This window comes from Rhodoferax sp. P1_F3, from assembly GCF_056405715.1.
In genome coordinates, this window is record NZ_JBFUBO010000013.1 from 40,134 (window position 1) to 62,020 (window position 21,887).

Annotated in this window: 23 protein-coding genes; 14 read left to right on the forward strand and 9 right to left on the reverse strand. The window is 62.5% G+C overall.

The window, feature by feature from the left end:
- Positions 1–7: 7 nt before the first annotated feature.
- The 3 genes from AC1DZ5_RS18525 (at position 8) to AC1DZ5_RS18535 (ending at position 2,257) form a co-directional block, all read left to right on the forward strand.
- Positions 8–604, forward strand: a complete 597-nt coding sequence (locus AC1DZ5_RS18525; protein WP_477891755.1) for an ATPase — start codon at positions 8–10, stop codon at positions 602–604.
- A gap of 139 nt (positions 605–743) precedes the next feature.
- The gene (locus tag AC1DZ5_RS18530) at positions 744–1,286 is read left to right on the forward strand and encodes a DUF924 family protein (protein ID WP_477891757.1); all 543 of its coding nucleotides are present in this window, start codon (positions 744–746) and stop codon (positions 1,284–1,286) included.
- A gap of 131 nt (positions 1,287–1,417) precedes the next feature.
- Positions 1,418–2,257, forward strand: coding sequence for a hypothetical protein (locus tag AC1DZ5_RS18535; RefSeq protein WP_477891759.1), 840 nt, complete (start codon positions 1,418–1,420; stop codon positions 2,255–2,257).
- 196 nt (positions 2,258–2,453) lie between these two features.
- Here the strand turns inward: AC1DZ5_RS18535 and AC1DZ5_RS18540 are convergent, their stop codons facing one another.
- Entirely contained in the window at positions 2,454–4,589 is a 2,136-nt protein-coding gene (locus tag AC1DZ5_RS18540) for a TerD family protein (protein ID WP_477891761.1), read from the reverse strand.
- 180 nt (positions 4,590–4,769) lie between these two features.
- Between AC1DZ5_RS18540 and AC1DZ5_RS18545 the strand changes: the two genes are divergently transcribed.
- The 3 genes from AC1DZ5_RS18545 to AC1DZ5_RS18555 all read left to right on the forward strand — a co-directional run bounded on the left by AC1DZ5_RS18545 (position 4,770) and on the right by AC1DZ5_RS18555 (position 6,050).
- A complete protein-coding gene (locus AC1DZ5_RS18545) occupies positions 4,770–4,955 on the forward strand; it encodes a DUF924 family protein (RefSeq protein ID WP_477891924.1) in 186 nt (61 codons plus the stop codon).
- A gap of 108 nt (positions 4,956–5,063) precedes the next feature.
- Complete coding sequence (locus AC1DZ5_RS18550) at positions 5,064–5,396, forward strand: nucleotidyltransferase family protein (RefSeq protein WP_477891763.1); 333 nt, start codon at positions 5,064–5,066, stop codon at positions 5,394–5,396.
- A gap of 336 nt (positions 5,397–5,732) precedes the next feature.
- Complete coding sequence (locus tag AC1DZ5_RS18555; RefSeq protein ID WP_477891765.1) at positions 5,733–6,050, forward strand: helix-turn-helix domain-containing protein; 318 nt, start codon at positions 5,733–5,735, stop codon at positions 6,048–6,050.
- A 62-nt stretch (positions 6,051–6,112) separates the two neighbouring features.
- Here the strand turns inward: AC1DZ5_RS18555 and AC1DZ5_RS18560 are convergent, their stop codons facing one another.
- Positions 6,113–8,023 (reverse strand): sensor domain-containing diguanylate cyclase, encoded by a 1,911-nt coding sequence (locus AC1DZ5_RS18560; protein WP_477891767.1) that lies wholly within the window; start codon positions 8,021–8,023, stop codon positions 6,113–6,115.
- A 78-nt stretch (positions 8,024–8,101) separates the two neighbouring features.
- Here AC1DZ5_RS18560 and AC1DZ5_RS18565 point away from each other — a divergent pair, with 78 nt between their 5' ends.
- Positions 8,102–8,335 (forward strand): addiction module protein, encoded by a 234-nt coding sequence (locus AC1DZ5_RS18565; protein ID WP_477684960.1) that lies wholly within the window; start codon positions 8,102–8,104, stop codon positions 8,333–8,335.
- Entirely contained in the window at positions 8,332–8,625 is a 294-nt protein-coding gene (locus AC1DZ5_RS18570; protein ID WP_477891770.1) for a type II toxin-antitoxin system RelE/ParE family toxin, read from the forward strand. The genes AC1DZ5_RS18565 and AC1DZ5_RS18570 overlap by 4 nt, the downstream gene beginning before the upstream one ends.
- 90 nt (positions 8,626–8,715) lie before the next feature.
- Here AC1DZ5_RS18570 and AC1DZ5_RS18575 read toward each other — a convergent pair whose 3' ends face one another.
- Positions 8,716–10,188, reverse strand: coding sequence for an RNB domain-containing ribonuclease (locus AC1DZ5_RS18575; RefSeq protein ID WP_477891772.1), 1,473 nt, complete (start codon positions 10,186–10,188; stop codon positions 8,716–8,718).
- A 90-nt stretch (positions 10,189–10,278) separates the two neighbouring features.
- Here AC1DZ5_RS18575 and udk point away from each other — a divergent pair, with 90 nt between their 5' ends.
- Positions 10,279–10,920 (forward strand): uridine kinase, encoded by a 642-nt coding sequence (gene udk, locus AC1DZ5_RS18580; RefSeq protein WP_477891774.1) that lies wholly within the window; start codon positions 10,279–10,281, stop codon positions 10,918–10,920.
- Here the strand turns inward: udk and AC1DZ5_RS18585 are convergent, their stop codons facing one another.
- The 4 genes from AC1DZ5_RS18585 to AC1DZ5_RS18600 all read right to left on the reverse strand — a co-directional run bounded on the left by AC1DZ5_RS18585 (position 10,921) and on the right by AC1DZ5_RS18600 (position 14,501).
- Positions 10,921–11,769, reverse strand: a complete 849-nt coding sequence (locus AC1DZ5_RS18585; RefSeq protein ID WP_477891776.1) for a hypothetical protein — start codon at positions 11,767–11,769, stop codon at positions 10,921–10,923. It lies immediately after the preceding gene.
- Positions 11,766–13,409 carry a putative bifunctional diguanylate cyclase/phosphodiesterase gene (locus AC1DZ5_RS18590; protein WP_477891778.1) on the reverse strand — a complete coding sequence of 548 codons (1,644 nt, stop codon included), beginning with the start codon at positions 13,407–13,409 and terminating at the stop codon, positions 11,766–11,768. Before AC1DZ5_RS18590 ends, AC1DZ5_RS18585 begins: the two co-directional genes overlap by 4 nt.
- A 127-nt stretch (positions 13,410–13,536) precedes the next feature.
- Positions 13,537–14,049 (reverse strand): N-acetyltransferase family protein, encoded by a 513-nt coding sequence (locus AC1DZ5_RS18595; RefSeq protein ID WP_477891780.1) that lies wholly within the window; start codon positions 14,047–14,049, stop codon positions 13,537–13,539.
- On the reverse strand, positions 14,043–14,501 hold the full coding sequence (locus AC1DZ5_RS18600) for a rhodanese-like domain-containing protein (protein WP_477891782.1): 459 nt from the start codon (positions 14,499–14,501) through the stop codon (positions 14,043–14,045). The genes AC1DZ5_RS18595 and AC1DZ5_RS18600 overlap by 7 nt, the downstream gene beginning before the upstream one ends.
- A 121-nt stretch (positions 14,502–14,622) precedes the next feature.
- Here AC1DZ5_RS18600 and pdxR point away from each other — a divergent pair, with 121 nt between their 5' ends.
- The gene (pdxR, locus tag AC1DZ5_RS18605) at positions 14,623–16,083 is read left to right on the forward strand and encodes a MocR-like pyridoxine biosynthesis transcription factor PdxR (protein ID WP_477891784.1); all 1,461 of its coding nucleotides are present in this window, start codon (positions 14,623–14,625) and stop codon (positions 16,081–16,083) included.
- On the opposite strand, the gene AC1DZ5_RS18610 is transcribed toward pdxR, so the two are convergent.
- Entirely contained in the window at positions 16,080–17,009 is a 930-nt protein-coding gene (locus AC1DZ5_RS18610; RefSeq protein ID WP_477891786.1) for a M14 family metallopeptidase, read from the reverse strand. The two genes, pdxR and AC1DZ5_RS18610, sit on opposite strands and share 4 nt — an antisense overlap.
- Before the next feature lie 203 nt (positions 17,010–17,212).
- Here AC1DZ5_RS18610 and AC1DZ5_RS18615 point away from each other — a divergent pair, with 203 nt between their 5' ends.
- On the forward strand, positions 17,213–17,449 hold the full coding sequence (locus AC1DZ5_RS18615) for a hypothetical protein (RefSeq protein ID WP_477891788.1): 237 nt from the start codon (positions 17,213–17,215) through the stop codon (positions 17,447–17,449).
- Positions 17,450–17,464: 15 nt separating this feature from the next.
- Here the strand turns inward: AC1DZ5_RS18615 and AC1DZ5_RS18620 are convergent, their stop codons facing one another.
- Positions 17,465–18,217 carry an NYN domain-containing protein gene (locus tag AC1DZ5_RS18620; protein WP_310344055.1) on the reverse strand — a complete coding sequence of 251 codons (753 nt, stop codon included), beginning with the start codon at positions 18,215–18,217 and terminating at the stop codon, positions 17,465–17,467.
- A 178-nt stretch (positions 18,218–18,395) separates the two neighbouring features.
- Here AC1DZ5_RS18620 and AC1DZ5_RS18625 point away from each other — a divergent pair, with 178 nt between their 5' ends.
- The 3 genes from AC1DZ5_RS18625 (at position 18,396) to AC1DZ5_RS18635 (ending at position 21,874) form a co-directional block, all read left to right on the forward strand.
- Positions 18,396–20,168, forward strand: coding sequence for a phospholipase D-like domain-containing protein (locus AC1DZ5_RS18625; protein WP_477891790.1), 1,773 nt, complete (start codon positions 18,396–18,398; stop codon positions 20,166–20,168).
- Positions 20,169–20,272: 104 nt separating this feature from the next.
- Positions 20,273–20,713, forward strand: a complete 441-nt coding sequence (trxC, locus tag AC1DZ5_RS18630; RefSeq protein WP_477891792.1) for a thioredoxin TrxC — start codon at positions 20,273–20,275, stop codon at positions 20,711–20,713.
- 105 nt (positions 20,714–20,818) lie between these two features.
- Positions 20,819–21,874 (forward strand): alkene reductase, encoded by a 1,056-nt coding sequence (locus AC1DZ5_RS18635; protein WP_477891794.1) that lies wholly within the window; start codon positions 20,819–20,821, stop codon positions 21,872–21,874.
- Positions 21,875–21,887: the final 13 nt, after the last annotated feature.

The window sequence follows — 21,887 nt, forward strand, 5'->3', positions numbered from 1 at the left end:
GAGTCCAATGCCCCGCACTTCAAAAACTCCCCCCCGTGTAGTCATATTCGCTGGCCCCAATGGCGCTGGCAAATCGACACATGCGGACGCCATTCTTGCCGCGCTAAGCATCGATACATTCGTCAACGCGGACTACATTGCGCGCGGTCTGTCCGGGCGCAATACTGACGCAGTGGCGTTTGAGGCGGGTCGCATCATGCTGAAGCGTTTGCATCAGTTGAGCGATGCGGGAGTTGATTTCGCATTTGAGTCCACCCTATCCAGCCGCACGTTTGCCGCGTTTCTTGCAACGCTCAAACAGCAGGGCTACGCAGTGGTTATTTACTACTTTGCGTTGGCAAATGCACAGCTTGCCGTGCGCCGGGTGAAGCTGCGCGTTTCACTAGGCGGACATGATGTACCACCTGACATTGTGCGCAGGCGTTACGGCCGAAGTGTGAGCAACTTCTTTCATCTCTACATGCCATTGGCAGACGAGTGGACAGTGTTCGATAATTCAACTGCTCCCCATGCGCGCCCGGTGGCCGCACAAGTCCAAGGCCAACTCACCGTGACGGAACCCACAACATGGCACAAACTGCAAAAACTCAGCCAAGCAGGCTAACGCCCTCCCCCAAAGCGCTGCAAAAGGCCTTGGTTCAGTCTGCCAAACAGGCTCAACGCCTAGCCGATGCATTTGGCTTGGAAGTGCCTACCCTCAAGCCAAAAACACCTAGCAATACACGCCCAGCCCGCTGATTGATGTGGTCGCCTCCCAATCCATCCTCCACTTCTGGTTCGAAGAGCTAACCGCCAAGCAGCACTTCGTCAAAGACGCCGCGCTGGACGAAACCATCCGCGCGCGGTTTGGCGATACGCTGGAAGCTGCGGCGCGGTGTGAGTTGTTTGCGTGGCGCGCAACGGCCGAGGGGCGGCTGGCGGAGATCATTGTGTTGGACCAATTCTCGCGTAACGTCTACCGCGACACGCCGCGCGCCTTTGCGCAAGACGCGCTGGCGCTGGTATTGGCGCAAGAGCTGGTGGCCAGCGGGCAGGACCGCAGCCTGCCGGTGGCGCAGCGCGTGTTTGCCTACATGCCCTATATGCACAGCGAGTCCGCGCTGGTGCATATGCAAGCCGTAGCGCTGTTCTCGCAGCCGGGCATGGAATACAACCTGGACTTCGAGCTGCGCCACAAAGCCATCATCGACCGCTTCGGCCGCTACCCCCACCGCAACGCCATCCTGGGGCGCAGTTCCAGCGCCGAAGAGCTGGCTTTCCTGATTGAGCCCGGGTCTTCGTTCTAGGTTGTGGCTTGTAGTTGCTACGCTTTTTTTTGTAGCTTCCCGGGTTTTATTGACATGGGCCTCAGGCCTATTCTTCATACAAAGTTCTGTGGCAATCAACTAAAAATATGCCTGCACTTCAGCACTTTGCAATGCGCAGCCTGTTCCTCATCACGTGCCTGATCCTGTCCTCTTGCCAAAAGGCGGAGCTCCGGTACTCTGCCAGTCTGGATCGCGCAGCGTTGATGCTCTTAGCTTTTCCTACGTGGCAGGCAAATGGCCCTGGCTTGGTTCAGCAAGTTGACCTGTCTGCAACGGCCAATGACAAACACAACACGCAGCCGCCTGCAACGCGTGCAGAGATCACGCCCATCTATGTGGTGCGCTTGGACGAAACGCACGCGGCGCTGCTGACCAACACCCGAGCCATTGCCGAAGACATCCAGCGCCCCTACACCTGCCACATGTGCCCTGGATTCGTGGGAGCCTATTTCTTTGAGCACGATGCCAATGGCTGGCGAATGACGGCCAGACAGGATGCGGCAACACAAAGCGGTGTGGAAGGCGACATCGGCACGACCAGCATCGCGAAGCTATCCGACGGCCACTACGCCTTGGCGTCCGAGTGGGGAAGCTGCTGGCAAGGCTATTGCGGAACTTGGCTGGTCGTTCTGGGCTTGGAGCCAGGCAAGGCAGCCCTCTTGTCGCGTGGCATTCCTTTGTCGGCAGAGAATGATGGCGCTCGTGGCGCCTGCAGCGCCCTAGATTCGCCGCCGACAGAGGACGAAAACAAGCACGAATGTTTCGATGTCCGCAGCAAGTGGAAATTTCTGCAAGGTCGTTTGCTGGTCAACTTTGATGGACGCCTGAGCTTGATGCACGGAGCCAACGACCTGTTGCCAACACAACAGGTTCACGGACAAGCCGTCTACGAGGTAGTCAAGGAATCTCTTGCGCTGGTAAAGGGCAAGAACCCAGTGCCAAATTTTTGAGACTCCAGCGTAGGTACGACTTGATTCCACTGGCGAATTGCGATCTGCCCTCAGATTCAGGCTTGCATTTGCTGCGGATTTGGTAGCTGCTGGCGCATATTCCACGCGGGCTAGAGGCAAAAATGACCAATAACCTTGGGGAGTGAACTAGCGAGAACTGGCGCAGCCCACCTCAAGTAGCCGCAAGCCAACGTTGCTAGCGCAAAAACTCAGCCCCGATCAACTCACTATCCAAGGGCGTGATGCCTTTGCGTACAGAAAATACCGTCTGGGCCTCCGCCTCTGCATGCACGCGCGTACCTCTAGCTTGGATATGGAGCCCAAACAAGCGGTGGAGGCTGGTTTTCTTGAGTTGCGTAATGGCACGCAGCATGAGTGAAACACCTGCCAGATTGTTAGCAACGTTGTTGGAGAACTGAGGCTGAGTTTTCAGCGCTATGTCGGCCCAAATGACGCGGCGTTCTGCCAGATCAAAAATGGCAGGAATGCAAAACACGGTGTCGGAGGCGACATCCACTTTGTCCTGCACAGTTTTCGGCTCGAAAACTTCCCCAGAGTTGGGTTTCTCGCGCGCCATCCAGCCCGCGAAACATTCGGGTAGATCAATGTACGGTTGGCCGCTGTAGCAACTGATGCTCATGACAACGTAACGCACATCGCGGTCGAGCATGTTCTGCAAGTTGATGTCGATGAACTCTGCAGCCCCATTCGGTGCATCAACAATGTCGCCACTATGGTGCGCGCCGTAGGACTTGAGACGGTAGTAAGCCAGGGTATCCACGTACTCATAGTCCGGGCCGTACAAGGTGGCTGACAAATCAATGTCAGTGCGCGAGCGGCCATTCTTCCACCACACAAAGAAGCGCAGCGTGTCCTCGGAAAGACCATCTGCCTGGGTTGTCGCAAAGGGCAATGGCAAATGACTGCCGCGCGCCAAGGTCCTGAGTGCCTTGGAAGCAGAACGCTGAGCAAACGGCACCAAATAGGTATCCAGCTCTGGTGCCAAATAGCAGGTACCCAATGGTTCCAGCTTGGCAAAGCGAGCTACAAGAGTTTGCTCACACCACTGCACAACCATATTGCAAGTTGCACGACTCAAGAGCGGACGGTCGTTCTTGCGCGCAAAGAGATTGGCAACCTGCCCTTTTGGAAAGAAGACACGCAACGGCCTGACCATTGAGACATCGCCATCCAAACCTAGAGAGGTATCCAGTCGCCTCTCAAAATGCGTCATCACTTGCAGCAATACGGCTGTAGAAATGGATGCACCGCGGCTGCCCATAGCACCCAACAGCACTTGGGGATCAACGCCCCTGCAAAGAAGCACGTCAAATCGGCGAGCAAATTCACCAGGTCGTGTCGCAAGCAGAGGCAGCAAAGCATCCCAATCAGCTTGTTGCAGCAGCAGCTCTACATCTCGGCTAAATCGAGGTACGGGGGTACCGGCGCGAATAGCAGAAATCGCTTCTAAGGTACGCGGGAATCGCTTCGCATATTCACCTGGGTGCAAGCGCTCCCCTACGCGCTTCCAACGCTCGGCATAGCGCAGCATGTCTTCTGCAATGTTTTTGCAACCCTCGATCCAAATCAGCAATTGAACTCGATGTTTGCGCGCGAATGACCCGACACGCCCCGGCGTAGCCAAAGAAGCATCCCCACCAAACATACAAACGACGAGACGTAAAATGTCTGTCACGGTGTTGATCTGTCCGCCAAACCAAGCAACATGGGTGGGATGGTGCAGCAGCAGCTGGGCTCCAACAAATGCCAGATTTTCTTTGCAGGACTGGGCCGGTGGCAGAAGCGATGGCAACTGATGCGGATATTGTTTGATGATCCACGCCACGTCTGTTTGGTCCGTTGGGCTGTAGGGACTGACCGTCTTGAGCATTTGCCCAAACAGCGAAAACATTTCTTCACTGCTGCCGAGGTCAATGGGCCTGGGGTAAACAAACTGGACTAGCTCTGGGCGTTTAGCAGCTTCTTGTGCCGGGAGCTCCAGGGTCCAGTAGTGGCGGAGAGCGTTCAAATACAAACTTGCCTCATCCGCTTCCATCACTTGTTGCGGAAAGTTCGGGTAGAGCAGTCGGACCTGCACGTGCGCGCCCAAAGCCCTCTTGATCATCTCAGTCAGCGTATGGCCATACCGGCTGATTTGTACCTCAGAAAGCGTCGAAAGCGCGTCCAACAATCGCTGAGTGAACTTGAACCCCAAGCACTGCACATTTTTGTGCAACGAAGCCACTAGTCGCGGGTCAACGGGGCTTCCCGATGCCTCTGGCACCAAGACTGAGCGCTTTCTTCGAAAGTAAATGTCGTGCTGGTCGGTCATGTGACGCGTTCCCTAGGTTTTGGGGAAGTGCTTCCTACACCGCTACGTGCCGTAGGTGCCGCAGAGGGCTGTGCATGGAATAGATGAAAGGGCAGGCGGAAAGCGAAAGCCCTATTTCCAGATGTTTAGAAGGAAGGACCTTCATAGCCGCCTGCACGCAGGAGATTAGCACAGCATGCGCTGGCGCATACGCAGTCTACTGAGCTGTTTGCGCAGCCGGGCATGGAATACAACCTGGACTACGAGCAGCGCCACAAAGCCATCATCGACCGCTTCGGCCGCTTCCCACATCGCAACGGCATCCTGGGACGCAGCTCCAGCGCCGAAGAGCTGGCCTTCCTGAGCGAACCGGGGTCTTCGTTCTAGGCCCTCGGCCTTCTGTTTGCTACGCTTTTGGTAGCTGCTTGCGCATATTCCACGAGGGCTGGAGGTCTACTTGACATATAAATGGCCTGCTCCGTTAAACTTCAACCCATGCATCCCGCCATCGCTCAACACCGTTCTGGAATTTCTGCCATCTGCCAGCGCTACCGCATCCAGCGGCTGGAGGTGTTTGGTTCGGCTGCGCGTGCGGATGACTTTGACCCCGCCAGCAGCGATGCAGACTTTTTGGTGGAATTCACGCCGGACGTCCGCCCGGGGTTGGACTCAATCTTTGGTGCCAAGGCCGCTCTGGAAGCACTGCTGGGCCGTGGGGTGGATTTGGTAGAGCCCGGCGCAGTGCGCAACCCCTACGTGCTGGCCAGCATCAACCGCAACCGCGAAGCCGTATATGCAGCGTCCTTGACGCAGTGCAGAGTCTGTTAGGCGAACTCCAGTAATCTTCGCTACGCTTTTGGTAGCTACTGACGCACATTCCACGGGGGCTGGAGACTGATTTGACACATAAACAAGGCGCTCCGGTAAGCTCCTAGCCATGCGCCCTTCCCAAGCCCTCCGCCAGCACCGCGAAGCCGTCTGCCTCGCTGCAGCGCGCTATCGCGTGGCGAACCCGCGGGTCTTTGGCTCCGCCTTGCGCGGGGATGACCGCGATGGCAGCAATCTAGACCTGTTGGATTGCGTCCCAAAGGGCCAGAAGGCATTGGACGGGTGTTCTATTACACCCAGACGCAGATTTACGCCTGGCCCGTAAACGACTGAAGGATGTTCAAAATGGCTAAAACTGACTACCAACCCGTGCCGCATGACACGGCGTTCCGCAAAGCACTGCTGGCCAAGCCAGGTGTAACGAAAGCATTTGACGCGCTGGAAGAGGAATACACCGCGCTGCACACCATGCTGGACGCGCGCCAGGCGGCGGGCCTGACCCAGGCCGATGTGGCAAACCGCATGGGTACCACGGTGTCGGCCGTCTCCCGGCTAGAGGCGTCATTGCGCAGCGAAAAGCATTCCCCATCTTTTGCGACCCTGCGCAAGTATGCGCAAGCCTGTGGCAAGAAGCTTGTCATTCAAATGGTCTGATTGGCAGTTTCGACTAACCGGGGTCTTCGTTCTAGGTTTGCGTCCTTCTGCTTGCTACGCTTTTAGTAGCTGCTGGCGCATATTCCACGGGGGCTAGAGGCTGATTTATCCGCCAGCCAGCACGCACGGTTGCGGCCCGCTGCCTTGGCGGCGTACAGGGCCTCATCCGCGGCCTGGATCAGGGTCTGGGGTGTGGTGGTGTCGTCCGGCACGATGCTGGCCACGCCCACGCTGGCGGTCACGCAGCCAAAGTCTGACAGGGCGTGCGGCAGTGCCAGCGCCTGCAGGGCCTCGCACATTTTGCGGGCCATGCCCAGGGCGTCTTCTGCACTGGTTGCAGGCGCAATGAAGATGAACTCCTCGCCGCCATAGCGTGCCACCAGATCACCCGTGCGGGCCATGGTGGCGGCCAACGTGTCCGCCACCTTGCGCAGGCAGTCATCGCCTGCCTGGTGTCCGTAGTGGTCGTTGTATTGCTTGAACCAGTCCACGTCCAGCAGCCCCAGCGCCAGCGGATGGCCCTGGCGCGCGGAGCGGGTCCACTCGGCGGCCAGTGTGGCGTCGAAGTGCCTGCGGTTGGCAATGCCGGTAAGGCCATCGGTGGCACTGAGTGCTTCGAGTTTGCGGTTGAGAATGCGCAGCTCCGCGGTGCGTTCCTCTACCTTGGCTTCCAGAACATGCTCGGCTTCTCGCAGGGTGGACACCAGTGCTTCCTGGGCTTTAAGGGTCTGTTCCTGTGCAAGCACCTGGTCGCGGCGCATGGCGTTGTAGCGGTCTGCCAGGGCAAACGACAGCAGCAGCATTTCCATGGCAGAGCCTATCTGGGTGCCATCGGTCGTCAAAAAGTTGGTGGGCAGTATTCCCAGGTTGCGCAGGTGGGTGAGCACCACCGCCAGCAAGATGGCCGTGAACGCCGCCACAAAGAAGTAAGCACTGCGCTGCCCGCGCAGCGCACTCCAGCAGCCGGTGGCCAGAAGAACCAGCGGCGTGATCACACTGAGCACGATAAACCAGGGGGTGACGGTGCGAAACCAGACGATCAGCGCGAAGAAGGAAATGCCATTCAGCACCATCAGCCCCTGCAGCACCCAGTCCAGCGGTTTGGACAATGCAGCGGTGTTGAGAATGCGCCGGGCGAACTCCAGCATGGCTGTGGCTGCGACGGCTGTAAAGACGTTCACGCCGATGGTGGTCCACGCAGGGATGTCTCCCCAAACGAATTCCGTACCCAGCCCGCTGAAGGTGCCAAGCGCCAGTGCGACGGAGCCGGAGAAGATGACGTACAGCAGGTAGTTTTTGTCGCGCAGGACCACGAACAGCATCAGGTTGTAGAACGAGATGGCCAGCACGACGCCGAAATACAGGGCTTGCAGGGCGTAGTCGGCGTGCTGGTGGGTTTGCAGCGCCTGTGGCTCCCACATGCGCGCGGGAATGTTCAGCGAGTTGGGGGTTTCCAACCGCAGATAGACCGTCTGCTGCGACTGGGGCGGCAGTGTGACGGGCAGCAGAAAGAAGCGGCCGGGCAAGGGACGGTTGGCAAACGGGCGGGCGTAGCCCGTTTGCGTTACCTGATAAACGCCCTGCGCATCGGGGGCGTAAAAGTCGATGTGCGCCAGCAGCGGATAGTTGATTTCCAGCACGCGCTGCAGCGGCTGGTTGCCGGGGTTTGCCAGCGGCAAACGCAACCACACCGCGGACCGCGTGTAGGAAAAACCGATGGCTGCACCGGACGGGTTGCTCGGCTGGCGGAACTCCGTTGCTCGGGCCGGCTCCCTGACATCCTTCAGGGTCCACGCAGCGCCAGGGTCTTCCAGGTATTCAAAATGGGCGGTCAGCGAAACCGGAGTTGCAAGTACCCGCGTGAGGTCCAGTGGCTCCAGGGTGGTTGCCGCGAAAGCTGGCACCGCAACGCCCAGACTGGATAAGACAAGGAGCACGCCACAGAAGCGGCGCAGCAGGTTTCGAAAGGGCATTACCCAAGAATAACAAACCGTCCGGTGACGTTTTGACGGCGCTATAGTTGTGCCCTACCCCACCCACATGGAGCCACCATGACCACCTCCGCAGAAGCCTTGAGTGCCCAAGCCGCCAAGCTGCCGCCCGAAGAGCGACTGGAAGTGGTGGAGCGCATCTTGGACAGTCTGGACCAGCCCGACGCAACACTGGACTCAGCCTGGGCCCACGAAGCAGACGAGCGCTTGGCTGCATACCGGCGCGGTGAAATCGAGGCCGTGGCCTTGTCGGAAGTGATAGCCAAATACCAAGTGAGGCCAAAAGCAGCATGACCGTCCGCCTGTTAGCGCCAGCGCAGGCCGAGCTGGACGAGGCGATAGCGTGGTACGCAGAGCAAGCGCCGGGTCTGGGCGAAGCATTCTTCATTGAAACGCTCAAAGCCATTCAACTGATTGAGCAGCATCCGCAGGCGTGGCACCCACTCACCCCACACATTCGCCGTTGCCGCTTGCGGCGCTTTCCCTACAGCGTGGTTTACACACAAGATGGCGCAGACATCCTTGTGCTGGCCATAGCGCATCAGCACCGCAAGCCGCTCTATTGGAAAAATCGGCTTAACTGACTTTGAATTCGCTATTAAATTGGTAGCAGTCTGCGCATATTCCACGGGGGCTAGAGGCCAATTTCCTCAAAACGCTAGCCACCCACCCTGCTACCCCGCCTCAAAGTCAATAAACCCGCGCTCCACGTTGGTAGCCACCAGCTTCACGCGCACCTTGTCCCCCACCCGTAGCGCGCTGGCGCCGCGCAGCAGCTTGCCCTCGGCGGGCGGGTTCAGCAGGCGCACCCACAGGCCGTCGGCCGCGTTGCCGGTGACGATGGCGTCAAAGCGCTGGCCGATGCGGGATTCGAGCAGCAGCGCGGCTTCGGACTTGCGCATTCGGCGCTCCACCTTTTGCGCCGCGTCTTCCTGGCGGGTGCAGTGCTGGGCCAGCTCGTCTAGCTCGGCGTTCGAATAGGGTGGAGGCTGGTGGGCCAGCGTGGCCTTGAGCAGGCGCGCGGTGATGAGGTCGGGGAAGCGCCGGTTGGGCGCGGTGGAATGGGTGTAGTCAGTCACCGCCAGGCCAAAGTGGCCCACGGGCGGGCCGCCGGGAGACTCCAGCACGTATTCGCCGCGCCCCATGAGTTTGACGATAACCAGCGACAGATCGGGAAAGCGCAGCGGGTCGGCCCGGCGGCGCTTGGCCAGGAAGTCTTCCAGCACTTTGGAGTCCGGCTCGTTGGGCAGCACCTCGCCATATTCCTTGGCCACGCCCACGATGCGCAGCCAGCGCTCGGGCGAGCGCACCACGCGCCGCAGCGATGCAACGCCCCGCGCAGCCAGGTAGCGCGCGGTGCAGTTGTTGGTGGCAATCATCACCTCTTCAATCAGCTGGCGGGCGCGGTTGTGTTCTTGCAGTGCAATGTCGGACACGCGCTCGCCGTCAAACACCACGCGGGGCTGAAAGCTTTCAAACTCCAGCGCGCCCGCGCTGTGGCGGCGTGCGCGCAGTTGCTGGGCCAGCGCGTCTTGCGTGCGCAACTGCGCATCCATGCCGGGCACGGCCACCGCCGAGGCGGGCAAGTCGCCCTGGCCGTCTAGCCAGGCGCTGACGGCGTCGTAGGCCAGCTTGGCCTGGTTGCGTACCTTGGCGCGGTAGATGGTGGAGCCGGCCAGCGAGCCATCCGCGTGGAACACCATCTCGGTCACCATGGCCAGGCGGTCCTGGTGGGGGTTGAGCGAGGTGAGGTCGGTGGACAAGCGCTCGGGCAGCATGGGGAAGATGCGCGCCGAGGTGTAGACCGAGGTGGTGTTGGTGCTGGCGTGCTGGTCGATGGGTGTATCGCGCGGCACCAGGGCGTCCACATCGGCAATGGCCACCCACAGGCGCACGCTGCCGTTGGGCAAGGCTTCGGACACGGTGAGCTGGTCCAGGTCCAGCGAGTCGTCGTTGTCGATAGAGCACCACAGCAAGGTGGTGAGGTCGTGAATCGTGGGGTCAGCGCTGTGGCCGGTGGCGGTGATGCCGGCCAGTTGGCGCTCCACCGCGGGGGAGAATTCGGGCAGCAGGCCGCGCTCCGTCATGGCGTGGGTGGCAATGCGAACCAGGTCGCTGCGGTGGTGGGATGGTGGCTTGGCGTGCATCGTGCCAATATACGCCTGCGTGTACGGCAAGCGCTGAGCGGCGGGCTTGTAAGATCACGCCCTTTTGCCAGCCTGGAACCGGATACAAGCATGCCCAAAACCAACAACAAACCTTTCGTGATCGGCGTCGCAGGCGGCAGTGGTAGCGGCAAGTCCACGGTAACGCGTGAGGTGCTGGCCTCCATCGGGCCGGAGATGGCCACGGTGGTGATGCAGGACGACTATTACTGCGACCAAACGCATCTGTCGCCCGAAGATCGGCGCAAGACCAACTACGACCACCCCGACGCGTTTGACTGGCCGCTGATGGTGCAGCACGTGCAGGCGCTGCGCCGGGGCGAAGCGATTGAAATGCCCACCTACGACTTTTCGGCAGACAACCGCGCCAGCACCACTATCACCGTGAAGCCTGCGCCGGTGATCGTGATCGAAGGGCTGTTTGCGCTGTTTGATGCGGACCTGCGCAAGATGATGTCGCTGAAGGTGTTTGTGGACACGGCGGCAGACGTGCGCTTCATCCGCCGCCTGCAGCGCGACATGGCCGAACGCGGCCGCAGCGCCGAGAGCGTGATCAGCCAGTACCTGGAAACGGTGCGCCCCATGCACAAGCAGTTCATCGAGCCCACCAAGCGGCACGCCCACGTCATCCTGCCCCACGGCGCCAATGGCCCGGCGGTGGACATCATCACGACCAAGGTGGTGACGCTGATCAGGGAGCTGGACCGGGACTGATCAGCGTTCCGTACTGGTGGCCTCGCTCCAGGGCGAGGAGCGGTGCGGCGACGCTGCCAGGCCGGCCAGGGGGCGGCGATTCCAGTCCATGGCGGAATCTGTGTGCAGCTGTTTGATCACCCACAAAAAATACACCGAGGCCGGCACGCCGATCAGGTCGAACACCAGGGTGCTGGTCTCGGCAGCACTGCTGGTCAACGCCAAGATCAGGTGCATGGCGGCACAGGTTGGGAACACGGCGGCCAGTGACAAGCCGGACAGCGACCAGGAATGGGTAGAGACGTAGCGGCGTATCTGCGTGTCGATCAGGTACCAGCCCACCATGCCATAGGTAAATGTCACCCAGAGGTTGCTGTACATGACCAGCGCAGGGCCATTCAGGCCCATGCCCGAATCCGTGATCAGGGACTGGATGCCCTTGGCGGTGCAGACCACTGCGGACGGGACGGGTGGCGACGCCAGGGCCCAACCCGCCAGCACGCTGACCATAATCACCATCGCCAGTGCGGCGCCCGCCATCACGCTGCCGTTGATGGCCACCGTGCGGTCGCCGCGGCCGTCCGTCAGCATGGCCTCGGCACGTAACCAGCAAAACACGATGCCGGCAGGCAGGCCGGTCAGCGTCATGGCCAGCATGGGCAGCGACACGGTGCCGCCCTGCAGCACGCACCAGCCGTGCACCAGGTGGTGGGGGCCGCAGCTGGCCGCCATCAGCGAAAAGCCCAGGCCAAAGCGCGACAGGCCGCGGTAGCGGTATTGGCTGGCCGCCTCCCACGCGCTGAGCAGGCCCAGGCCCACATAGGCCATACCGACCAGCAAGTTGCAGATGCCGATGACGAGCGACATCATGGTGCAGCACCCGCCTTCACTCCCATCGGCACACCAATGTGGTCGAGGAATTCTTCGATGAAGGTGCGGTGCGCACGGCGTGTCAGGGTATCGGGCGCCACGGCGGCAGATTGCACGCCCCAGTTGGCGGGCGCCTGCCATAGGGGCCGGTCCAGCATGGACAGGATCAGCGCAGCGTCTACCGGCCTAGAGAACAGGTAGCCCTGCGCCACGCCGCACCCCATGCTGCGCAGCGCCAGGGCCTGCTCCACCCGCTCTATGCCCTCGGCAATCACATGCTTGCCGGTGGCAAACGCCAGGCTGAGGATGGACGACACGATGGCGGTGTCCCCCGCCTCGGTGCCCAGGCCGTCGATGAAGGAGCGGTCTATCTTCAGCACCTCGATCGGCAGGTCACGCAGGCGGGCCAGCGAGGAATACTCGGTGCCAAAGTCATCAATGGCCACGTAGATACCCATCTGGTGCAGCTGGTTCAGCGTCTTGATGACCTCAGACTCCGAATTCGTCAGCGCGCTTTCGGTCAGCTCCAGGCACAGCGAGGTCAGGCTGACGCCGGTTTGCTGGACGATGGTTTGCACCTCAGCGATGAAGTCCGGGTCACTCAGCTGGCGCGGTGACACGTTGACCGTCATCGAGAACGGCCGCCCATGCAGGGCGGTAGACCAGGCGGCCAGTTGCTGGCACGCGCTGCGCAGCACTTGCCGCCCGAGCTCGCTGATCAAGCGGCTGTCTTCGGCAATGGGGATGAATTCGGCGGGCGACACCATGCCGTATTCGGGGTGGTTCCAGCGCGCCAGCGCCTCCACGCCCAGCACCTGCCCGGTCACCAGGCTCACCTGTGGCTGGTATTGCACAAACACCTGCTTCTCCCGCAGGGCGATGCGCAGGTCCGATTCGATCTGCACGCGCCGCACCACGCGTTCGTGCAGTTCCTGGTTGAAGCGCACGGTGCAATTGCGCCCGCGCGCCTTGGCGGCGTAGAGCGCGGTGTCGGCATCGCGCAGCAGCTGCTCGGCCGACTGCGCACCCAGCGCACAGCTGGCAACGCCAATGCTGGCAGAGGTGACAACCTCCCGCCCAGCAATCTTGATCGGCTCTACCACCGTGGCCAGTATGCGGATTGCCAGCCGGTCTTCGGCCCCGCTGACGGCATGGGGGAACAGGATGACGAATTCGTCTCCGCCAATGCGACTCACGATGCCACCTTCCACATCGCCCAGGCAACCACTGATGCGCCGGGCCACCTCGCACAGCAGCGCGTCCCCACTGTCGTGGCCCAACGAGTCGTTCACCAGTTTGAAGTTGTCCAGGTCCACAAACAGCACCGCCACCTGTTCGCTGCCGGGTGCGTTCCCTGTGGAGGCCTGGGCCAGTTCGCGCTCCAGCCGGCTCAGCAGCAGGCTGCGGGTGGGTAGCCCGGTCAGCACATCGTGGGTGGCGGCGTGGATCAGGTCGGCGACAACAGCGAGGATGTCTTGTTGCGAGGCGACGGTCTGGTCCCGTTGGGAGAGCAGCATCTCGGCTTTGGCGAGCAAGCGGTCGGTGTGCCGGATGTTCATGCGCCGGGTGGGCGGCGCACCCTCGCTGGAGGCAGCGCCCGGAGCAGGGGGCGTATTGTCTGGTTGCGGTCCAATGGCCATTCGAACACCCTCTCCTTGCCGTGTGTCGAATTCACTGTAACACCCGTAGACGCCGCCAGCAATACGGCCTTCCACCCCGGTGCAAATGCTACGTTTTTGGTAGCTGCTCGCACATGTTCCACGGGGGCTACAGCCCTATTTCATTCAACTCCACGCCCTGCCCACACCGACCCACCCCATCCAGCGCCAGCGTATACCGCTGCTTGGCGCAGGCCCTGGCGCCCAGCCGGGCGTAGAAACGCATGGCGCCGTGGTTCCAGGCGGGGGTTTGCCATTGCAGCGTGCTGCTGCCCTGCCCGCGCGCATAGGCCTGCACCGCATGCATCAGCGCCAGGCCGCCGCCCTGGTTGCGCGCGGCGGGGGTGAGGTACAGGCAGTCCAGGTGTGCAAAGCGCTGGCCGCTCAGGGTGGCAAAGTCCAGCGTGACGCTGGCGTAGCCCAGGGCGCTACCGCCCTGCTCTAGCAACCAGGCGTGCAGCTGGCCGCTGGCCAACACGGCCTGCAGGCGCTCCACATGCCCCACTGCGCTGTAGGGCATGCGCTCGTACGCGGCGTGGGCCGCGCACAGGGGCGCTAGCGCGGTGGCGTCGGCCGGTGTGGCCGCGCGCACTACTTGCGGGGCTGCACTACCGATCAGCACGCGCACTCGATGGCGGGTGCATCCGCTGGCATGGCGCCGGGCGCACTGCCAGTGGCCACGGGTTGGCCGTCGCGCACCCAAAAGTCCAGCCCGCCCAGCATCTCTTTCACGGTGAAGCCCAGCTTGGCCAGCTTGTAGGCGCCCTTGGTGGAGCCGTTGCAGCCAATGCCGTCGCAGTACGTCACATAGACCTTGCTGCGGTCCAGCGCTGCGGTGCTATGCGCGTCCATCAACCGGTGCGGAAAGTTGACCGCACCGGGCACGTGGCCCTGGGCGTAGAGCGCCTCGGACCGCGTATCGATGACCACCAGCGACGTGATGCCGTTGCGCAGGTCTTCGGCCACGTCCCACGCATCGGCGTGGAAGCTGAGCTTGTGCAGCATGTAGTCGGCCGTCTGACCGGCGCTGGCGGGTTGGAAGGCAAGCACTTGGGAGGCAACGGATGTGGTCATGGTGGGGTTCTCCGGGTGATAGTCAAAAACACAAAGCCTTGCGGCCATGCAGGCAGTGTAGAAAGCAGTGGACTTATCATTGATACCAATTTATCAATCTCAATAAGACCAATTAAGACCCATGAAAACTGCGCAACCCAGCCTGTGGATGGGCCTGATGGATGCCACGGGCCGCCCCGGCATGGGCCTGCGCGAGCGCCTGTGTGCTGCCCTGCGCGACGCCATGCGCAACGGCACGCTGAGCCAGGGCACCCGCCTGCCCGCCACGCGCGTGCTAGCGCTCGACCTGGCGCTGTCCCGCGTGACGGTGGAGGCTGCCTACGCGCAGTTGGAGGCCGAGGGCTATGTGGAGCGGCGCACGGGCCATGGCAGCTTTGTGGCGGTGCAGGCCAGCACGGCGCCGGTGGCGGCCAAGCGGCGCAGCAAGGCCGCACCGCTGGTGCCGCAGGCCGTGCTGTCGCAGCGCGGCCAGGGCATGGTGGACACGGGCGGCTGCATGGAGCCGCTGCAGCTGCAGGCCTTTGCCGCGGGCAGCCCGGACCTGCGCGCGTTTCCGCACGCGCTGTGGCGCCAGCTGACCGGCAAGCGCCTGCGCCGCGAGCCCGAGGCGCTGATGCGCTATGGTGACCCGCAGGGTCGCGTGGATCTGCGCGAGGCGATTGCGCAGTACCTGGTCAGCTCCCGCGGGGTGCGTTGCAGCGCGGCACAGGTGCTGGTGCTGACCAGCTCGCAGCAGGCGCTGCAGCTGCTGGCCACGCTGTTGCTGGACCCGGGTGACCGCGTGTGGCTGGAAGACCCCGGCTACCGCGGCGCGCGCACCGCGTTTGCCGCCAGCGGCGCGCAGCTGGTGCCGCTGCCGGTGGACGCGCAGGGCCTGGTGCCCGACTTCAGCCTGCCCGCGCCACGGCTGATGTACCTCACGCCATCGCACCAGTACCCCACGGGCGGCACGCTGAGCCTGCAGCGGCGCATGGCGCTGGTGGACTACGCGCAGCGCCAGGGATGCTGGATCGTGGAAGACGATTACGACAGCGAGTTTCTCTACGACGGCCGCCCCACGCCCAGCCTGCAGGGGCTGGATAACGGCGGGCGTGTGGTCTACATCGGCACGTTTTCCAAAACGCTGTTCCCGTCCCTGCGCATCGCCTATGCCGTGCTACCGGAGGCGCTGGTGCAGCCGCTGGTGACCGCACGCAGCGTGTACGACGGCCACGTGGCCCAGCTGGCGCAGGCGGTGACGGCGGACTTCATGGCGCACGGCCACTTTGCCGCGCACCTGCGCCTGATGCGCCAGCTCTACCGCAGCCGGCGCGACCTGCTGCTGGACTTGATAGCCCGCAAGCTGCCCTGGGCCCAGCCGCTGAACAGCACGGGGGGCCTGCAGATCAGCGTGACCCTGCCACCGGGCAGCGAGGCCACGTTAACCCGCCAGGCCGCCGAGCGCGGCATCGCCACCCCCAGCCTGAGCGCCCTGCACAGCCGGCCCGGCACGGTGGATGGTTGGCTGCTGGGGTTTGCGGCGCTGCAGCCGGGGGAAATAGAGGATGGGGTGGCGAGGCTGGCGCAGTTGAAGCCGCGCTAGGCCAGCACAAACTCCACCGCCGCACACACCGCCGCCACCTGCGCGGCAATGCATTGCTCGGGTGTGGCACGGGGGCTGTCGGGGTAGACCTCGGTGGTGCTGGTGTAGCGCGCACCGCTGATGCCGGCGCACAGGCCCAGTTCTTTCATGGCGTAGTGGATGACGCCATGCGCCACCAACGGCGAGCCGATGATGCCGCCCTGCGCATCCGCCGGGGCAATGTGGGTAACGCGCTGCACGGCGTCAATGATGGCTGCCTGGAACGCAGGTTGCGGGTTGGCGGTGTCGTCCACCAGGTAGAAGCCATCGGGGATGGTGGCGGGTTCAAACGGTTTGCCATCGCGCGCGGCCACGGCGGGGCGGTACTCGCTCTCGTCGGTGTCGGTGGTTTCGTGCAGGTCGATATGGGCGGCAAACTGGCCGTGCAAGGGGTTAATCAGCCGCATGAGCGCGGCGGACTCTTGGGCGGGGCTGTCCACGCGGAAGTTGCGGTTGGGGTCCAGCGCGTCAAAGTTCCAACGCTGGATGCGCTCATAGGCCCAGGGGCTCACACAGGGCGCTACCAGCAGGTTCACGCGGCCGGCGTACTCCGCTGCATGCGCATCGACAAAGCGCAGCGCGCCGTGCACGCCACTGGTCTCGTAGCCATGCACACCGCCGGTGATCAGTACGGTAGGCAAGGACTTATCCCACTGGCGGCTGCGGATCGCCATGAGTGGGAATGTTTCTGCCGCGTGCTGCACATCCGCATACGCCACCTCGCCATAGGTCTCCACGTCAAACCGGTTGCGCAAGCGCTCCACGGCCGTTAGCACGTCATCTGCATAGCTGCGTTGTCGTACTTGGCGTGCGCGCCACTGGGCACGCTCTGCGGGGCCCCAGGCTTGGCCGGGGATGCCTATCGGATAGAAGTGGGTGCTGCTCATAGGTGCAGCATCGTACAGGGCAGAAAATTGCTACGCTTTTAGGAGCTGCTAGCGCATATTTCACGGGGGCTAGAGGTCAATTTCATGCCCAAACGCGTCGTTACATCCCGCAACAGCTGCAACCTTGTGCGAACCACAGACGGGCAGTTGTCTGACAGACAGCGGCGCGCCTGGGGCGTCTAATGAAGCTTTAGGAGAACACGATGAGCCAACACGCCACCATTACCGATACCGTGACCTACCGGCCCGGCGACGGCGCGCCGCTGGAGATCCCTAAAGGCCCTGTAGAAGTGGACCTGGCACCCGACAGCGCCACACTGAGCTGGACCGAGGACAACGGTGCCCATGGCCTGACGGCCATTCCGATCACACAGTTCAAACAGTACGTGCGCAACCACAGCATTGCGCTGGACGAAGAGGCTAAGGAGCAGGTGCTGTAGACGGCGACGTGCATCTCAACCTTTGCCCGTGGCCTTGCGCCGCACATGCAGGTGCGTCTGCACGGCATCGCCCTCGCCCGACTTCACCTCTTTGACTTCCAGGTAAGCGGCCTGCTGGCGAATCAGTTCGCCCAGCTTGGGAACGCCATAGTTGCGTGGGTCAAACGCCGGGTTGCTGCGGGTGATCTGGCTGCCCAGTGCCGACAGCGTGGTCCAGCCATCTTCCCGCGCGATGGCATTCAATGCGTTCAAGAGCAGGGGCTTGAGCTTGGGCAGCTTGGGCAGTTCGGCCAGAGGCACTTGGTCAGGCTTGGTCTCTTCGGGCTCGGTGCGCAAGATTTCGGTGTAGATGAACTTGTCGCATGCGGCCACAAAGGGCTCCGGCGTTTTGCGTTCGCCAAAGCCATAGACCACCAACCCCGCCTCACGGATGCGGGTGGCCAAGCGGGTGAAGTCGCTGTCGCTGCTGACCAGACAAAAGCCGTCCACCGCGCCCGTGTGCAGCACATCCATGGCGTCGATGATGAGCGCCGAATCGGTCGCGTTCTTGCCGCTGGTGTAACTGAACTGCTGGATAGGCTGGATCGCCATGGTGTGCAGCACCTCTTTCCAGCCCTTGAGGTTGGTGGTGGTCCAGTCGCCATAGGCGCGTTTGATGGTGGCGGTGCCGTAGCGCGACACCTCGGCCAGCAGTTCCTGAATGACGGAAGCCTGCGCATTGTCGGCGTCAATGAGGACGGCGAGTTTTTGGTTGGTGTTGGTGGCCATGGCGGTACCTCCCTTGTGTGTACGCCATCGTACAGGCTGCATGTGAAAGCGGCATGGTTACTCGCTCTGCATGGCAGGCGCGTGACAAACCAGGCCGCCATCCCTAGTGACTTTCACTGATGCGCGCGCGCCGCATATTGCCTATCAATAGGGTTCAGACCAACACAGGGAGGAAACCATGTCCGACGCATGCTTGGCGCTCGCCAACAATGACATTGCCTACATCTTCTGGCAGCTGGAGCACAAGGTGCCGGGCTGCCTGGGTTTTTCGGTGCGGCGCCTGGACGCCGATGGCAGCGCCACCGCCCTGCCCGCCTTTGTGGGCTTTGTGCCCGGGGTGCCGGGCCAACCCCATCCGCGCCAGAACACCGATGTGTGGCCCGTGCAGTCCTTCCAGTGGAAAGACGTGTTTGCCGCGCCTGGCACCTACCGCTACGCCGTGGTGCCCATGATGGGGCCCGACGTGGACGCGCTTACGCCCCACCCCACCATTGCGCTGCAGTCCAACCCGGTCACCATCGGCGGGGACTATGGCGATGTGGCGGCCTACTTCAACGTGGGGCTGATTTCCACCCAGGCGGTCACCAAGAAGATCAACGCGCTGGTGGCCAATGGCAGCTACGACAACATCACCACGGCGCTGCGTGGCGAAATTGCCAAGGTGGGCAGCCCCATCCGCAAGCTGCTGAGCGGCGATGTACTGGGCAAGGGCGTGCTGTCGCTTCTGAACAAGGCGCAGGCCCAGGGCGGGTTTTGCCACCTGGCGCTGTATGAGCTGACCGACGCACAGCTCATAGACGCCATCACCACGCTGGCGGCCAACAACCAGCTGGCGCTGTGCCTGGCCAACGCCGACACGTCCGAGGAATACAAGGGGGACGACGGCAAGAAGCACACGCGCAAGATTTTTGACGGCACCAACGCGGCAACGCGCAAGGCCCTGCACGCGGCCGGGGTGCAGCTGACCGACCGTTTTGTGCCGTCCAGCTCCATTGGGCACAACAAGTTTGTGGTGTGGTCCGATGCGGCGGGCCCGCAAGAGGTGTTGACGGGCAGCACCAACTGGACCTCCACCGGCCTGTGCTCGCAAACCAACAACGCGCTCATCATCCGCAACCCCACAGTGGCCGCGGGCTACCGGGACTATTGGGACTGGCTGGTGCAGGACGCCGCAGAGCACCCGGCCCAGGGCCATGGACTGCGCGAATGGTGCGGCGGTGGCGCGGTGGATGCGGCGCTGGGCACGGGCAGCGTATCCGTCTGGTTCTCCCCCAACACCAAGGCAAAAACCAAGGACGCCGACACGCCCCCACCTGACCTGGACCAGGTGTTTGGGCTGATACGCGCGGCCAAGCAGGGCGTGCTGTTTCTGGCGTTCAACCCCGGTGCGCCCAGCTTCCTCGAACAGGTGCACGACAAGGCGGTGCAGATGCAGGAAGACGGCAAGCCCTTTTACGTGCGTGGGGCAATCACCGATCCCGCACCGCTGGGCCAGTTCGCCACCTTCATCACCAAGCGCAATGCCACGGCCGCGCCCGATGTGCTGGTGTCCGGCGTAGCCGGTATACCCGACAACTTTGGCTACTGGGAGAAAGAGCTGTACAAGCTGGGCCACGCCGTCATCCACGACAAGATCATCGTCATCGACCCCTTCAGCCCGCACTGCGTGGTGGTCACCGGCAGCCACAACCTGGGCTACAAGGCCAGTTACCAGAACGACGAGAACCTGGTCATCGTGCGCGGCCATCAGCGCCTGGCCCAGGCCTATGCCGCCCACGTGCTGGACGTGACCAACCACTTCTCCTGGCGCTACAAGCTCTCGCAGCTGGCGCGCGACAACAAGCTGGACCAGGCCTGGGGCGACCTCAGCGAAACCGACAGCTGGCAGAACAAATACTTTGACCACCAGGCCGACGCTTCGCGCGACGGTTTTTTCTTCTTTGGCGTCTAGTTGCTACTGATTTAGGAGCTGCTAGCGCATATTCCATGGGGGCTAGGGGCCAATTTAATCCCTGAACACCTTGCAAACCGGTCCACCGCCACTATCTGCGTGCAATGAGCGAAGCCCTCCACATCGTCTGCCCCCATTGCCACACCACCAACCGCGTGCGCGCCGACCAGCTGGGCAGTGCGCCCGACTGCGGCAGCTGCAAGAAACCCCTGTTTACCGGCAAGCCGGCGGACCTGGACGTAGCCGCGTTTGACAAGCACCTGCAGCGCAACCAGATTCCCCTGCTGGTGGACTTTTGGGCACCCTGGTGCGGCCCCTGCCGCCAGATGGCGCCCGCCTATGTGCAGGCGGCGGGCCAGTTGGAGCCACGTATTCGCGTGGCCAAGGTGGACACCGAGACGCACCAGGCCTTGGGCGCGCGCTACCAGATTCGCAGCATCCCCACCCTCGCGCTGTTTGTGAACGGCCGCGAGGTGGCGCGCCAGGCGGGTGCCATGGGCGCGGCCGACATCGTGCGCTGGGTGCAACAGCACACACCGCGCTAAAACACCCACGCCCCTAATACATCACTTTGCAGTAACCCGCCCGGAGTCCGAATATTCCGCGGCTGGTACCTTCCGTTTCCCTTTCACCCACTAACCTTCAACACCATGCTCTTCAATCCCCTGAAACTCGGCGCCCTCACCCTCCCCAACCGCATCCTGCTGGCGCCGCTCACGCGCACGCGCGCTGATGCGGGCCACATGCCTAACGCACTGATGGCCGAGTACTACGCGCAGCGCGCCACCGGCGGCCTGCTGATCACCGAGTGCACCATGGTGGCGCCCGGCACCTCGGCCTTCATCAACGAACCCGGCATTTACAACGACGCACAGATCACCGCCTGGAAAAAAGTGACCGAGGCTGTGCACGCCAAGGGCGGCCGCATCTTCATGCAGATCTGGCACGCTGGCCGCGCCGCCCACCCGGACATCAATGGAGGTGTGCCCACCGTATCGTCCAGCGCCACCGCCGCCGAGGGCGACATCCACACGCCCAATGGCAAGGTGCCCCACGCCGTACCACGCGCGCTGACGGCCGAAGAAATTCCTGCCCTGGTGGCTGCCTACGCCCAAGGCGCCAAAAACGCTATTGCCGCCGGCTTTGACGGTGTGGAAGTGCACGGCGCCAACGGCTACCTGATCGACCAGTTCCTGCGCGACACGCCCAACCAGCGCACCGACGCCTACGGCGGCTCGCTGGAAAACCGTGCGCGCTTCCTGTTTGAAGTGCTGACCGCCGTGACTGCTGCGATTGGTGCGGACAAAGTGGGCCTGCGCCTATCGCCCCTGAACAGCTACAACAGCATGAAAGACAGCGACCCGCTGGCCTTCATCGGCTTCCTGGCCGAGAAGCTCAATGCGTTCAACCTGGCGTACCTGCATGTGATGCGCGCCGACTTCTTCGGTGCGCAAAAGGGCGATGTGTTGACCGTGGCGCGCGAAAAGTACAAGGGCGTGATCGTCGGCAACATGGGCTACACCGGCGAAGAAGCCGAGGCAGCCATTGCCGCAGGAAAGCTGGATGCGGTGGCTTTTGGCACCGCGTTCCTGGCCAACCCGGACTTGCCAGCGCGTATCAAGACCAAGGCCGCGCTGAACACGCCAGACCAAAACACCTTCTACAGCCCCGGCGCCAAGGGCTATACGGACTACCCGACGCTGTAAGCCGAGCGCATCC